A 13,338-nucleotide genomic window follows, 5' to 3' on the forward strand; every position below is an offset into this window, starting at 1 on the left:
CACTGTTCATTTTTGTTGAGCTTGTTGAGGCATTCACACTGCTGGTGCCACCCCAAGAAAAACTGCCTCCCACCGATGTTGAACTACTTTTTTGGTGATAATGGTCAGTATCTTGTTTAGACTCGATATTTAAGTCATGACCAATATCGGCAACCACTTTGTCACCTTTTACTTGTCCTGCAATGATATTGGCATCATTACCTGTTTTGATATTTAGTTCTAAGGTTAAAAGTTTTTGAAGTTGTTTTAGGAGATTGATAAGTTACTGAAAGAAAAAAATATGATATTAAATATCTTGGGATGTCTTTTTAACTAAAAGTAGATTAGTTACTGGTTAAATAGGGTGGATAAAATAACAAGTAATGCAACATTAATAGGTAGTAGCTTAGTACCTTGGTCAACTATCAAGGAGTTGATTATAGCTAAGGCATATTCTAATTTCAAATCAACCCCAGACCACAACTGACCATTAAAGGCAGGTGGCTGGAGCAGATAATCTCTTATGTGGGATGCTCTGTTGTCATTAAAATTGAATAGGGCAAATTAGTAATAGAGATTGACTTGTAAATTTAAAATTAATAATAACATTCATAATGTAAGTAGTGGTTATCTTTAAAAACGGTTTATTTGCTTAACGCCTTTATCCTTTTATATAAAAACTCATAAAAATCTGAAGCATAAAGCACCCCATCGTCTTTGCCTAAACGTAAATAAATTGGACATTCATTTTTATAACTTTTATTGTAATTGAAATAAAATTCTTCTCCAAAATCTGCCCTACTTACTACTATTTCATTCTTTTCATGAAGATTATCTCTAATATCAATTATATAGTTGTAAACTATATCACCTCCCACTGCATTTTCGAAATCTATTTCATATATACTAAAGATTTCTTCTCCATTTATATCACCACCACCATATTCAGCAAGAAACCATTTATATGAATCGCTAAAAGTAATGTTCATATACATTTCTGCTTTGCGTATCCATTCATCACTTGGTGCATTATCGGGAGAACCAAAGTTAATAATATCTAAATTGAGATCAATTAATTTTTTAACATCATTAGGAGTAATTTTAATTTGCATAGTTTGCTGCCCTATTTTTCCAATACTGTTTTTCCAAGATTCAAATTTATTTCTATTTATACCAGAAGGTATTGTATTTGTATTAACATGAATAATTGAGTGATTTTCCTTGTGAAATTTTTGAGTTACTTCTGCAATTGGACCATCTTGCCTTTGAGTCATATGATGCAAATTGACTGATCTACCATCACTTCCTATAGGAGCTAATCCATTTGCCATACGTTCTAAATTTGTTCCTGTCACTGTTTTACCGTTTACCTTCCATGAACTCTAGACCACATCTGACCATTAAAGGCAGGTGGCTGGAGCAATTTGGTTTTTATGTTCGTCCGCTGCCCTGTTATCATTAAGATTGAACAGGGCAAGTATTTTACTCAGAAATTAAATCATACATATGTTTAATGCTAATATCATTAGTATCCATTTTTAATTCGTTACAAATACTAATTGCAATATCATATTCTTTCTTTGTAATAGGAACTTCGTATTCACTAATATGATCACAAATTGTCTCAAAAGCTAACCCTCTTTCATTGCAATCAACATAATAAATAGCATCTTGTAAAAGATCGTTATTTAAGCGATTTTTAAATAATTCACCAAATTCTCTAATTTTATTATCTAAATATTGCATTTTTTACCTTTATTTTATTGGTTTATAAGTATTTGGGACAGGAGCTTTGTCAGGAAATGCTGTTATTATTTTTCCATTCGCTGGCTGATAGACAACTCTAATTCTTACACCATCGCGAACCTCATAAGAAACCCACTTTGCAGGTTTACCTTTTCCCGTGTAAATACCGCCAGTACTTGTTTGTGCATACCATTGTGTATTAGCTGATATCGCAATATCGCCTATTTCATGGACAATTTTATCAGCAGACCAATCTTTAGGAAAAGTTGATTTACCAAGATTTCTTGAGTAAATGTGCTCCCAACAGGTTAGAGGTTAATTATTATTGAATGACTAAAATATAATCTTAACTAAAATCAACCAAAGACAAAGTACCAGCATCACAACCTAACGAACGATTTAAACCGATGAGCCACAAGGCACAAAGCCCAACCCCAACCCCAAACCATAACTGGCCATTAAAGGCAAGTTGCTGGAACAGATAAGGTTTTATGTAGGCTGCCCAGTTATCATTAAGATTGAGCAGAACAAGTTGATTGTTGAACTTGCTATATAGTTCTAAAAAATAATAAAAGATCCCCCTACTTGTTAGGCGGGGGTTATTCATTAGTAGATGGTTTCACACTGTATGCTAGATAGTTTTATATTTCTTAAAAAACCACTCATTTTATCTAGATACCAATTAAAATCTGGAATATCTTGCCCAGATAAATACTGACGATTTATTGACAATGACATAGATAAATAATTAGGGTAAATTAATAAATTACCTCCTGATTCATTATCATAAACCATTACTATACCGATTTTATTCATAATATTATGAGAGTTTATAAACTCATCTAAATTGAACAGGTTCATGTCCATATTCAGCCAGTCATAATCATCAATATCATTTGACGATAGATAAGTAACTATATTTTGATAATAAATATTCCAGCCATTATTTATTAGGCACTTTAATATCTCTTTAGGAGAATATTCTTGTGCAAAATTTATATCTATACTGACTTGCATTCCCATATTAATACTCCTTAAACGGTATGTTTTTCGATGTTAACCAATCTTTAACATGCTGAGGGATAGGTGTGTTAGAATGCACTTCAAAAGAAGCACCGTTTTGCTTGGCAATACTCGCATGAGATATCACATCGGATTTGAATTTCTCAAATCCTTTACTACCTGCCTGAGCATGGTCTTGCCAATAGCGTCCTGATTTAGCCTCATACCAGATTGAATTATTTGAACCATAAGCGCCATCAAACTCTCGCCCTTTATATGTAAAGCTACCTTTACCACCTAAAGTTTGATTCAAATAATTTTCAAAATCCTTATCGACAAGTCCTTGAGCACTATTCGTCCCCTGTCCACCCAGACTTTCATTTTTAGCTTGACTAGCTGCTAATCCGTTCTTAATTTGCTTAATTTCTTTTTGTGTTAATTTATTGGCAGAAGAAGCAAGTTTATTAGTTAGATTTATCCCACCTTTGGCATAGGCAAGCCCAGATGCAGCATTAAATAGTAAATCGCCATCAGCTTCTGATATATCTAATAATTAAGCAAGTCCCTTGCTGGTTTGGGTTGTATAACTTTTACCGTCAATAAAAACCCTTATAGGAGTAGTTATTATGGCTGACGCACATTCTAAGCTAAAATCAACCGCATGCAAAAAACGCACAACCCCTTGCCGAGCGCTTTTATACCATAGGTTACACACCGAATCTGGGCAGACTCAACCTCAAACCACAACTGACCATTAAAAACAAGTAGCTTGAACAGATAGGGTTTTATGCAGGCTGCCCTGTTATTATTAAGATTGAACAGAGCCAAGTAGCGGATAGGGATTGATTTGCCAACTATTATATGGGGGTTAATGTCTTATTTTGAATAACGTTATCTTAATTTATTCATATAAAATTCAATATAATGATCACGCTAATAATAAAACATTTCCCCAAAAAATATCAATTTACTCATCATTGACAAAATATATGTCAAAACTACATTCCAAATTAAGTCTACTCATTATTTTCATTTGTTCTGGCCATAATACAGGTCCACCATGACCAGCCAATGAGCGCCATACACAATCAATCCCCATAGTCACGTTTTCATATGATTGTAATTTTTCTAACGCCTCTTTACATGGTGCTATTTTATTTAGTAACCAATCTAAATGTTCTCTTAAGTCTTTAGATATAACATAATCTTTTGATGATAAAAACCATCCAGAAGTTTTAATCTCTCTAATTCTTCCGATACGATTAATACTCTTAGTTCCAATAATATTTTTTTGTGTTGGTTCAATTTTCAAAAGTTCAGTTATCTTATCAGAGTGAATATCATTGGGATATATTAACAATGCTACATAACATTCATCACAACTTGGGTATTCTGGAGATATGGGGGTTCGCCTAGAATTTATTGAAATCATTTTAAATAGTCTCCAATATTACCTATAACATTTCCATTCGAATTAATATAACCACCATTATCTAAAATTCTTCCATGATGATTATTTCGTATATTATTATCTTTTTTAAGCGATACAAGTGCTCTATCCCATTCACGTAAATAAATATTTTGATCAAAATATTTATTCAGAGCATTTGCTGTACTTTGATTTAATGTATTACCACCACTTTGTAAAACTTTAGGAACTCTACCATTTGCACCAATACTAGGAGGAAAGGGTAATGATAATCCTTCTGCATCAACCCACGCTCCGTTTGGTAGTTGGGTTGCTCCATTAGTCGTCCCCATTCCGGCATTTACTTCATTCTTATTTAGAGGGATCCATTTTTCTCCCATCCATTGCATAAGTTTTCCGCCGATATAAGCGGTACCCTATGTCATGCTGGTGTTAACTAAACTACCACCGACATCTTCTGGCGTCATCGTTATTATATTATGTAATGATTTTATATTGTTAAAAGCGATTTACAAGGTGCAATGCTAAGTTATCACTTATCTATGGTTCTAACCGCAATTCCATTTTTTAAATCGAATAAGGTAAATTAATAATGGAATAATATGTTACCTTTTAATTGTCAATAAACTTGATTGAAGATAAAACATTTATTCAGGTCCTTTCCAGGTTAACTTATTTTTTAATTCATCAGGAACTAATTCAAATAGTTTTTTTATGTTTTCAATATGACCTCTGTAATTTGGTGATATATCATCATTACAATTATCATAATAAAATTTAGCTTGATGATTTAAAAACCATAAATCATGTTCTGTAAAATTCTTATCTAAAATACTAATCATAATATTATGAACTAATTCAGACTCATAAAGACATGATTTATCTTTAGCTTTTATAAAAGCATTTTGTGATTGAACATTTCTAATATACGTTAGTGCAAACTCTAACATTTCTTTATATATATGACTCTTATTCATATTACTTATTCCTTTTTTTGTAAAGGTTTTGCATCAATTTGCGGTTTATAGGTTGAAGTCCAACGTCCATTTTTTATTAATTTATTAATAAAAGTAGCATCCCATTAACGGCAGGTAGCTAGAACTGGGCAAGTTGATAGTAGGACTTGCTTTATAGGCTGAATCAATAAAAATAATGGCTCGATTTAAAGGATAAATTGATGACAAAATAACTGTTCATTTTTTAACAAATAAACAACCTAAATTCTGGGTAACCTTTAGAATCAACCTATTTCAAACTCTATTGATATATTAATTGCTTTTATAACTTCGTTAATCTTTTCCAAAAAGCATATACATTCATCTGGTATTTGGTACTTAAAATATATTTTTATTAAAAAATTATCTCTTCCTTTAGCATCAGGGAAATATTTATATATATTTTTACTTTCAATAACATTGATATAAACATTTAGTTTTTCTTGTAATTGAAATAGATGTTCATTGATATCTGATTCCCAATTCAAGTGATCTGTTATAATCAATATCACTTTTTGAGGATATATACCTTCCTTTGTCATTGTTATCATATCAATCTTATTTTTATCTTCGATAGTCATAAAATGTATTAATCTCCATTGGGCTTGGGTCTAACTACTTCTACTTTTATCTGAGGTATTTTGGCCTCCCCTTCAAATCCAGGTTTACCAGCACCAATAATTGTACCGCCATTTTTCCAAGATAATTATTTTAACTAAGGTCTATTCTAAACCCCATATTAGTCACAAATACAAGTAAATTCAAAGCCCAAAACAGATCTATTAAAGATGAACCACACTATTACGCCATTTGCTATCGCCGTAACGTTGGTAAAGGTACACCCTCACTTTAGCTTACGATTAAAGGCAACAGGCTAAATGAACTCGAATTCACCACAAGACAACTCATCACCATCACCGCTAAAAAAGGCAAGTTGATTGTTGAACTTGTGAAGTAGATCGCATAATCAAAAAATAATTAATTCAGTTATGCGAGAGAGAACGTAGAACTGGATTTTGGTATAAACCATTTTGATCTATAAATTTTTCATCATCGAACAATAAATTTTGAAGTTGTCAGATTCAAAACAAACAATGTTAACCTTCTTTATACATGGATAATTAGTAATACTCTGTTTAATTGTCTGTAATGCTATTTTTGCTGCTTCATTTTTGGGAAATTTATATATACCTGTACTTATATTTGGGAACGAAATAGTTTTCACATCATTATCATGAGCAAGTGTAAAGCAGTTTAAGTAACAGAGTCTTAATAGTTCAACCTCATTATTATTATCATTATTCCAACGAGGCCCTACAGTATGGATAACATATTTAGCTGGTAAATTACCAGCTGTAGTAACTACTGCTTCACCGACTTTACAACTGCCTTGTTTTGCTCGTATCTTCTGGCATTCATCCAGAATTTGCTTGCCTCCCGCACGATGAATTGCACCATCAACGCCGCTTCCACCTAATAAAGAACTATTTGCTGCATTTACAATAGCATCAACAGCAATTTTAGTAATATCACCCTGAATAATATCTATTTTATTTTTCATTTACTAATGTTCCAAGTAATTTCGAAATTGTATTTTCTTTAGCTTGAACTTCCGAAGGTTTCAAAAGTATATTCATTACTTGCTCATCCAGAGTTAAATCATAAATATCAATGTAATTGTGATAGAGCAGGTTTATTATTGAACTTGCTATATAATACTAGTAACTTAAAAATAAACTATCTACGGTTTAGCAAGAGAATGTTAATTTACAAGGTGGAAATGATTTCATTGCTAATTACTTTAATCCAAATTTCTCCAGACTCCATTATTAAAGTTTCTGATTCTATTTTCACAAGTGCAATATAAGAACCAAATAACTCTTCGCCATCCAGCATATTTCTGCATTCAAATTCCTTCACATTTTTACAATGAATTTTTCCCAAAGAATGCCCATTATAAGTACTCCATATATCAAAAATAAGATCACGCCCAAAATTACTAAAATTTATAGTTCCAAGACATACATCTTCAAATTTCATAATTTACTCCACAAAATGTCCAGTTGAATGTGATTGATCTGGTATCCTATTACCAAAATAATCTTGTCGTTCCGAGTATTTACCTGATCTATCTGATTTCCATACTCTCTGCGTTCTAATAACTTCACCTGTTGGCTTGATGGTTACAGTGACACCATCTGGACCTTTCCATGTTTCGTAGCCTCCCTGTGATTAGTCCATTACTAATAAATCCTTTAGATCTTAGATCTTCATAGAGCTCCTCTCTTGTTTTAGGTAAATCCGGAGTTACCTGCCCCTTAGTCCCCTTTCCAGAATCCGCAGTAAAAACATTATTTATCCAATTAGGAGCTATTGGTTCATAACTTGGGCGCGGAGGTAGCGCTTCGGGGATTTGATTACTTTCCGTATTATGCGGAATATCTATATTATCTAAACACCACCGTGCCCTGTATTATAAGGCATAAAGCCCAACCCCAGACCACAACTTACTATTAAAGGTCGGCGGCTTAAACAGATAGGCTTTTATGTAGGCTGCCTTGTTATCATTAAGATTGAACAGGGCAAGTTGATTATTGAACTTGCGAAATAGATCGCAAATATAAAAATCCCAGTTTTTAGGCTGGGATTGTAATTTAGATAACGCTAAAAATCAGACCATTCCGAGTATTCAATATTTTCAGGTGTTAATTCGGTTAAACCATCTTGTTTTAAGATCTCATTAAAGTAATTTATTGTATCCTCTAATGTTTCTTCAATAGTATTTCCCCAACCGATAGCACCTTCCGGACTACCATCAAATTTTCGTTTTATTCGCAAATCAGTTGATCCCGTAAATTTTCCTGATTGATCCTCATAAATTTTAATTTTCATTTTCGCATAGGGTAAAATAGGCATCCAAATAACAAATTCAGCCACACTTTTCTCAATTTTTACCACATTATCAATAGCTAAATCATGCCACATGTTTAATGTTCCTTTATTGTTTACCAAATGAGATAATTTTATCACCTAATTTATCTAAATATTTTCCATTTTTATAATATCTAATCACATCAGGAGTAGGATTGTTAAGTTTTACTGTCCTAGCTCCTCTTAGATTTTTAGCAAATTCTGTTGCTTTACGAAGATATTGCTCAATATTCTCAGCACCAACTTCTTTGCCGTGTTTATTAAAATGATAGTCTAATAAACCCTCGGGTGAATCAAAACTACCTTTATCCTAAGATTTATCTTTATCATCGTCAGACGATAAACTTGTTCCTCCACTGACAGTATCCGAGCCACTTTGAGTATCAGCTGACACCTGACTATCTCAAGTTACTATTTCCTATCGGATCAATTAATGCAAAAACGTTAGACTGATTAAAAAAGATTCGGATTGAGCTATATTTAATCGCTTCCCAACTAGTACATCTACTCTTGTAATTGTTACTGATTACCCCTGTGTTTCTGGTTGAAGAACTCGCCAACCAATCATAGCTGCTTGAGCCAAAAAGCAGTAAAACCCAAAACATAGCCGCTAAAGATGAACCACGCCACTACACCGTTGGCTATTGCCCTAACCTTGGTAAAGGCATTCCTGCTCCACAGCACACCATTAAAGGCAACTAGCTGAATTAACTCGGATTCACCACAAGACTACTCGTCACCATTTCCGCTAAAAAAGGTAAGATTATTGTTAAATTTTCTAAGTAGATCGCCGATATAAAAATCCCAGTTTTTTATGCTGGGATCTTAATTCTGTAAATACTAAAAATCAGACCATTCAGAGTATTCTATATCTTCAGGTGTTAACTCCTCAAAACCATCTTCTTTTATCTTTTCATTAAAGCTTTTAATTGTATTCTCTAAAGCTGCTTCAATAGTTTCACCATCACCTAAAGCATTTTCAGGGCAACCATCAAATTTTCTCTTTATAGCTAAATCTGATATTCCTGTGTAATCGCCTTCTGCATGTTCTCTGATTTTAATTTTCATCTTTGCATAAGGTAAGATAGGCATCCAAATAACAAATTCAGCAACAACTTTTTCAATTTCTACGCCATCTAATTTCAAATTACGCCACATATATGTTTTCCTATTGTTTACCAAATGAGATTATTTTTTTACCTACCATATCAATATATTTACCGTTCTTGTAATACCTAACAACATTTTCTGTTGAACCCTTTATATTTACTTTTGTTGCTCCTTTCAAATTATCAGCAAAAGCCCTAGCCTTTTCAAGATACTGTTGAGGTGTTATTGCACCAACTTCTTTGCCATGTTTATTAAAATGATAGTCTAATGAACCTTCTGGTGAATCAAAACTACCCTTATCCCACGATTTATCTACTTTATCTTGAAATTCAGAATCATTTTTTGATGATTGAGAACTAGTCTTAGATTTATTTTTATCATCGTCATCATCAGGCGGTAATCCTGGAGCCCCACCTGCCGCAATAGTCCCAGCACCTTCCGATACATCATTGTTATTTTGATGACCTTGTTTTTTATTAAGGTAATTATCATAATGTAAGTCATAAACTTTTAATACGTTTTCTTCAAGGAATTCATTTCCCATTGGATCCGTATAAGCGAGGCTAATAAGATGTCTCTCATTTAATGTTAAGCTATTTAAAAAAGCTTCAGCGTCTTCAACACTTAACCCTCTTGGAACAAGAACATCTACAGGGTTAATAGTTACTTTTTCACCAATGTAAGATAGTTTAACTAAATCCCATAAATCAGGGAAATTAGTGTATTCCAGATATTTATTAATAGTGTTAAGGTCTATTTCGGATGCAGTTAATGTTACTCCAGCCAATGTGGCTAATTATATAGTCGGTGAGTTACTTTTTACATGTTGGTGAGTGAAAACATTGCTCTATACCTTGTTTTGCTGCAAATGTCGCCATATTATTATTCTAAATGGCATTTTTACCACCAGCAGCAAGAGCGGTAGGGGCGAGGGAGCTGATTTGTTGTTTTTCATCATTATTATGTAAAAAATATTGAGGAGTCTATGCTGTTTAACATTATGTGAGTTGATGAGATTTAACTGTCTTTATTGTTGTGATTCCTTGATAATAAGCTTATGTCACTAGCCTTGATTTCTGTGCCATAGCTACACCACGTTGTGGTCTACTTTTGGATAAATCAAGTTGATGTTTGAGGTGGTTAAAAAATTGATTGATTAAAGAAATTGTAGTCTGATATCTACAACTAATTAATTAGAAGTTAATTATGGTTAGGACCTATTCTAAGCTAAAATTAATCTCAGACGTACCTCTAGTATCACAAACTAATAAGCGATTTAATGTCGTGAGTAAAACCCACCCCCAGACCACAACTTACTATTAAAGGCAGGGGGCTTGAACAGCTCGGTTTTTATGCAGGACTTCCGGTTATTATTAAAGTTGAGCAGAACAAGCAGATTATTGAACTTGCAATGCAGAACTAAAATATAATAAGTAAGATCTACACAGGTTAGGTGGGATTCTAAGTCCAATTAAATAGGTACTGCTTGCTTATTTCTCAACCAAAAATCTTGTAACTCATTACATAAATAATCATCAACAATTTTTTCTATCTTCTGTAAATACTGAATCTGTTCGGGAGCTTCCCTTTTTACAAGAGGAACCAATTGATACCAAGCATATGCTATCCAGTCAGGATTTGTTTCAGCGACTTTTTTCATATGGTGAAGTAATTTTTTATAACCTAATCCCGATACTGTTGCTTTAATCCAAAGCTTAATTCCTGAAACATTTCTTTTTTCTAACCCCATATCTAAAAACATTATTAACAGACTATGATCTCTAATAACACGGGGTAGCAACCTCAATAAGGATCCTCTAACTAAATCAGAATCATGTTTTAGCAGGGTTGCTATCAGAGTTGAACTTTCATATTCTGGTAGTTTTTTTAAATAATGAACTAACTCATTCTCGGCCCTTCCATCAGGAAGCTTATTTATAATATCATTTAGCATTATGCTCCTTAAATTTATCTAATGGTAATCCTGATTGATGTGCATTCTCAGCCTTAGGCTTATAATGACCAGAAGAATTATCAAACTCTTTTAATACCCCTCTTGTACCATCACTCCAGCCAAATTTAACTGAACCTGCATAATCAACTTGTTGTGCACCTCTTGATATATCAAAATGGCCTGCATTTTCTTTTGAGGATGTTCTAGAGACATATGTTTTTCCATTTATAGTTACAAAATCATATGTTCCTTTTGCCCTATACATTGATCCATTTTCACCTACGGTATACCAAATACCATTTTTCTCTACAAGCTGATAACGTTTAATTGGATACCAAGTATCGTTAGCAAATATTGGATCGAGTTTTTGTGGTTGTATTTGAGTTGTTGCACTATTCGTCCCCTTTCCAGCTTTTACTTCATTCTTATTTAGAGGTATCCATTTTTCTCCCGTCCATTGCATAAGTTTACCGCCGATATAAGCGGTACCCCATGTTATGCTGGTGTCAACTAAACTACCACCGACATCTTCTGGCGTCATCGTTACTATATTATGTAATGATTTTTCCAAGGATTGTGCAGGTATATCCTGAGAATACCAATCAACTGGTTTTTTTATAATACCTTCTGTGGTGTCTACTATACCATCCCAAAGATTTCCTGCAACCTCACCCCATGAATGGCTGTCAATATATTCTATTAATGATTTACCTGATTCTATAAGCTCATCTTTACGTTTATTTGCACCATACTTTATCATATCAAGCCAAGCGTTATATTTTCCCTCTGGATAATATTCAAATACCAATTTATCTTTCGGTGTTCCATCAAGTATGGCATCCATGTATGCTGCTTCTTTTGCTTTAATATAACGATTTACTTTATTCAGTTCATCCATTACACAAAGAGAATCGTTTTGACATGCTATCATAACCTCTTGTGACAACTCTAAAGCTTCACGTTGTAACTGTTGCTTAAAATCAAACAATTCGTTTTCTTTATCTTTTTCAAGAGCATTAGTTTCGAGAAGAACTTGTAACTTACACATTTCATCATTTTGACAAGCTGCATATTTTTTGTTTGCCTTCTCAATATCTTTTTCGGTCAAATAGTTATTCTCAACAGCATTTTTCCCCCCAGCAACAGCGGTGTTGACATCCTGAATATCGCCACCACCAGCTGCGACAGCAAGGGCGGTAGCCAGTTGGGCGAGGGCGCTGATTTGTTGTTTTTCATCCTGGTTTAATTTATCTATAGATTTGCCCGGATAAAGTATACCGGCAATTATTTCAGCGCCACGTTCAGAAGCTGCGGCACCTAGTCCTCCAGCAAGGGCGGAATTCCCTTGTAGCTCAGCAACAACAGCCCCCAGTATTGCATGGCAGACTGTGTTGGATATGTAATCGATTTTTCTCTCTCCGGTTATCGGGTCGTAATGCTCTGTTTGCCCTTTAATAATTGAGGCAATTTTAGGTGCTAATGCACCTGCAGCAGCACCGGTCATATCGCCGGAGATTAAACCATTAATGATATTGACCGCCATGTCGATACCTTGACGAGTATTGCTACCCATAGCGGACATACCATTGTCCATCGCATTTTTATAGGCGTCTTCATAAATTTTTTGTTCTTGTTGCTCTGTTAACGGTGTTTGGGATTTTTGCTTTTCTGCCTCTACCGCTTTTTTCGCCTCTTCGGTCGCTTTAATGCGGTCGATGTTGTTAAGCATGGTTAATGTTTCACCACCAATCTCACTCACTAATCGCGTCTGGTCTATGATGCTTTGTTCTTTCTCTTTATCGAAGATGTGTTTGAGTTCATTATTGGCATGCTCAGTATCACGACTTAATCCCGCGATATCTTGTTTTTGTTCATTCTCATTGCGGATAATAATGGTGCCGTCTGACACAGCGGAGTGAGTTATTGAGCTTTCACTCTCTTTCTTATTGCGACTTGTTGGTAGTGATGGCATACCGCTGCTACTAATCCCTGCGCTGCTGCTTTTAACATCGTACTTGGCTTTGTTCTCAATATCACTAAAGCTAATGCTGCCTGTATCAAGACGGTTCTGGCTGCTGTTTGGTGCATCTGATGCTATCACACCACCTTTTAAGTCGGTGTTGTTACCAACCTTGATGTCAAATCCGCCTTTGCCAGCATATATTCCCGATTGGTCGGTCACGCTTGCCCAA

20 protein-coding genes and 2 pseudogenes are annotated in these 13,338 nt (G+C 34.1%); 4 read left to right on the top strand and 18 right to left on the bottom strand.

All coding sequences use genetic code 11. The features are described from left to right. Positions 1-259, bottom strand: a 259-nt coding sequence (locus J3T98_RS11250) for a hemagglutinin repeat-containing protein (protein ID WP_416380661.1), incomplete at its 3' end; no start/stop codon positions are given. 84 nt (positions 260-343) lie between these two features. On the opposite strand from J3T98_RS11250, the gene J3T98_RS11055 reads away from it, so the two are divergent. Continuing rightward, entirely contained in the window at positions 344-466 is a 123-nt protein-coding gene (locus tag J3T98_RS11055) for a hypothetical protein (protein ID WP_267362900.1), read from the top strand. A gap of 157 nt (positions 467-623) precedes the next feature. Here the strand turns inward: J3T98_RS11055 and J3T98_RS11060 are convergent, their stop codons facing one another. From J3T98_RS11060 to J3T98_RS11085, 6 genes and pseudogenes are all read right to left on the bottom strand, one after another. Then, a complete protein-coding gene (locus tag J3T98_RS11060; protein WP_267362902.1) occupies positions 624-1,334 on the bottom strand; it encodes an HNH/ENDO VII family nuclease in 711 nt (236 codons plus the stop codon). Between the two features lie 127 nt (positions 1,335-1,461). Next, a complete protein-coding gene (locus J3T98_RS11065) occupies positions 1,462-1,725 on the bottom strand; it encodes a MafI family immunity protein (RefSeq protein ID WP_267337312.1) in 264 nt (87 codons plus the stop codon). Positions 1,726-1,734: 9 nt separating this feature from the next. Next, positions 1,735-2,001: pseudogene (locus J3T98_RS11255) on the bottom strand (EndoU domain-containing protein); the annotation flags it as partial. A 70-nt stretch (positions 2,002-2,071) separates the two neighbouring features. Next, complete coding sequence (locus J3T98_RS11075) at positions 2,072-2,332, bottom strand: hypothetical protein (protein WP_267362904.1); 261 nt, start codon at positions 2,330-2,332, stop codon at positions 2,072-2,074. Beyond that, positions 2,332-2,748 carry a hypothetical protein gene (locus tag J3T98_RS11080; protein ID WP_267362906.1) on the bottom strand — a complete coding sequence of 139 codons (417 nt, stop codon included), beginning with the start codon at positions 2,746-2,748 and terminating at the stop codon, positions 2,332-2,334. Before J3T98_RS11080 ends, J3T98_RS11075 begins: the two co-directional genes overlap by 1 nt. A 1-nt stretch (position 2,749) precedes the next feature. Continuing rightward, a complete protein-coding gene (locus J3T98_RS11085) occupies positions 2,750-3,040 on the bottom strand; it encodes a hypothetical protein (RefSeq protein ID WP_267362908.1) in 291 nt (96 codons plus the stop codon). 313 nt (positions 3,041-3,353) lie between these two features. Between J3T98_RS11085 and J3T98_RS11090 the strand changes: the two genes are divergently transcribed. Further along, entirely contained in the window at positions 3,354-3,485 is a 132-nt protein-coding gene (locus tag J3T98_RS11090; RefSeq protein WP_267362910.1) for a hypothetical protein, read from the top strand. 209 nt (positions 3,486-3,694) lie between these two features. On the opposite strand, the gene J3T98_RS11095 is transcribed toward J3T98_RS11090, so the two are convergent. From J3T98_RS11095 to J3T98_RS11120, 6 genes are all read right to left on the bottom strand, one after another. After that, entirely contained in the window at positions 3,695-4,159 is a 465-nt protein-coding gene (locus J3T98_RS11095) for a DUF4279 domain-containing protein (RefSeq protein WP_267362911.1), read from the bottom strand. After that, positions 4,156-4,545, bottom strand: a complete 390-nt coding sequence (locus J3T98_RS11100) for a hypothetical protein (RefSeq protein WP_267362912.1) — start codon at positions 4,543-4,545, stop codon at positions 4,156-4,158. Before J3T98_RS11100 ends, J3T98_RS11095 begins: the two co-directional genes overlap by 4 nt. Positions 4,546-4,803: 258 nt before the next feature. After that, the gene (locus J3T98_RS11105) at positions 4,804-5,133 is read right to left on the bottom strand and encodes a hypothetical protein (RefSeq protein ID WP_267362914.1); all 330 of its coding nucleotides are present in this window, start codon (positions 5,131-5,133) and stop codon (positions 4,804-4,806) included. Between the two features lie 263 nt (positions 5,134-5,396). Continuing rightward, a complete protein-coding gene (locus J3T98_RS11110; RefSeq protein ID WP_267337270.1) occupies positions 5,397-5,732 on the bottom strand; it encodes a DUF6572 domain-containing protein in 336 nt (111 codons plus the stop codon). Positions 5,733-6,187: 455 nt separating this feature from the next. Beyond that, positions 6,188-6,712: an O-acetyl-ADP-ribose deacetylase gene (locus J3T98_RS11115; protein WP_267362915.1), complete on the bottom strand. Its 525-nt coding sequence runs from the start codon at positions 6,710-6,712 to the stop codon at positions 6,188-6,190. 206 nt (positions 6,713-6,918) lie between these two features. After that, positions 6,919-7,191 carry a hypothetical protein gene (locus J3T98_RS11120; RefSeq protein ID WP_267339333.1) on the bottom strand — a complete coding sequence of 91 codons (273 nt, stop codon included), beginning with the start codon at positions 7,189-7,191 and terminating at the stop codon, positions 6,919-6,921. 442 nt (positions 7,192-7,633) lie between these two features. Between J3T98_RS11120 and J3T98_RS11260 the strand changes: the two genes are divergently transcribed. Beyond that, positions 7,634-7,762 carry a SymE family type I addiction module toxin gene (locus J3T98_RS11260; protein WP_416380517.1) on the top strand — a complete coding sequence of 43 codons (129 nt, stop codon included), beginning with the start codon at positions 7,634-7,636 and terminating at the stop codon, positions 7,760-7,762. A 53-nt stretch (positions 7,763-7,815) separates the two neighbouring features. Here the strand turns inward: J3T98_RS11260 and J3T98_RS11125 are convergent, their stop codons facing one another. From J3T98_RS11125 to J3T98_RS11135, 3 genes are all read right to left on the bottom strand, one after another. Further along, positions 7,816-8,136: a hypothetical protein gene (locus J3T98_RS11125; RefSeq protein WP_267337325.1), complete on the bottom strand. Its 321-nt coding sequence runs from the start codon at positions 8,134-8,136 to the stop codon at positions 7,816-7,818. Between the two features lie 786 nt (positions 8,137-8,922). Further along, entirely contained in the window at positions 8,923-9,240 is a 318-nt protein-coding gene (locus J3T98_RS11130; protein WP_267362917.1) for a hypothetical protein, read from the bottom strand. A gap of 10 nt (positions 9,241-9,250) precedes the next feature. Further along, positions 9,251-9,979 carry a hypothetical protein gene (locus tag J3T98_RS11135; RefSeq protein WP_267362919.1) on the bottom strand — a complete coding sequence of 243 codons (729 nt, stop codon included), beginning with the start codon at positions 9,977-9,979 and terminating at the stop codon, positions 9,251-9,253. A gap of 525 nt (positions 9,980-10,504) precedes the next feature. Here J3T98_RS11135 and J3T98_RS11265 point away from each other — a divergent pair. Further along, positions 10,505-10,615, top strand: a pseudogene (locus J3T98_RS11265) (type I toxin-antitoxin system SymE family toxin); the annotation flags it as partial. 48 nt (positions 10,616-10,663) lie between these two features. On the opposite strand, the gene J3T98_RS11140 reads toward J3T98_RS11265, so the two are convergent. Both J3T98_RS11140 and J3T98_RS11145 read right to left on the bottom strand, forming a co-directional pair. Continuing rightward, positions 10,664-11,146, bottom strand: coding sequence for a hypothetical protein (locus tag J3T98_RS11140; protein ID WP_267337283.1), 483 nt, complete (start codon positions 11,144-11,146; stop codon positions 10,664-10,666). Further along, positions 11,136-13,338 (bottom strand): VENN motif pre-toxin domain-containing protein (locus J3T98_RS11145; protein WP_267362921.1); only part of this gene is annotated, 2,203 nt, incomplete at its 5' end. The genes J3T98_RS11140 and J3T98_RS11145, both read right to left, overlap by 11 nt.

Origin of the sequence: Gilliamella sp. B2772, assembly GCF_026536985.1 — a bacterium.
GTDB lineage: Bacteria > Pseudomonadota > Gammaproteobacteria > Enterobacterales > Orbaceae > Gilliamella > Gilliamella apicola_E.